1 pseudogene is annotated in these 399 nt (G+C 56.4%); it reads left to right on the top strand.

Annotated elements, in window-relative coordinates:
* Positions 1-399: pseudogene (locus DUK53_RS17325) on the top strand (hypothetical protein); the annotation flags it as partial.

The raw sequence follows: 399 nt of genomic DNA, 5'->3' as shown, positions 1-399 counted from the left end.
ATTTCGTACTGAGCATTTTCGTTCAGGAGGTCAAACCTGGCGTACGGCGTGCCACCGAAGGCACTCTGGTGGATACTGCCAACCTGCTGGCGCAGGTGGCGCGGCTGGATATGAGACATGGGGATGCGGCAAAAGGCCAGTTAGCACAGGCTATCGCCCAGCTTAATAAGAGGCCGATCGGGGCCAATATCGCCGGGATCCGCAAAGATCGTAACGAATATCGCGTCTATCTTACCGATGGGCGCGGCAAGGTGATTTTCGATTCATCGGGCCAGGCGCTGGGGCAGGATTACTCCCGCTGGAACGATGTTTATCTGACATTACGTGGCCAATACGGTGCGCGTAGCACCCGAACGATTGCCGAAGATGAGAGCAGTTCGGTGATGTATGTCGCCGCAC

It is taken from the genome of Listeria sp. SHR_NRA_18, from assembly GCF_003856515.1.
GTDB classification, from domain to species: Bacteria; Bacillota; Bacilli; order Lactobacillales; family Listeriaceae; genus Listeria_A; species Listeria_A newyorkensis.
Note: the sequence above shows the minus strand (reverse complement) of the source record. Positions and strands in the feature narration are given on the sequence as shown.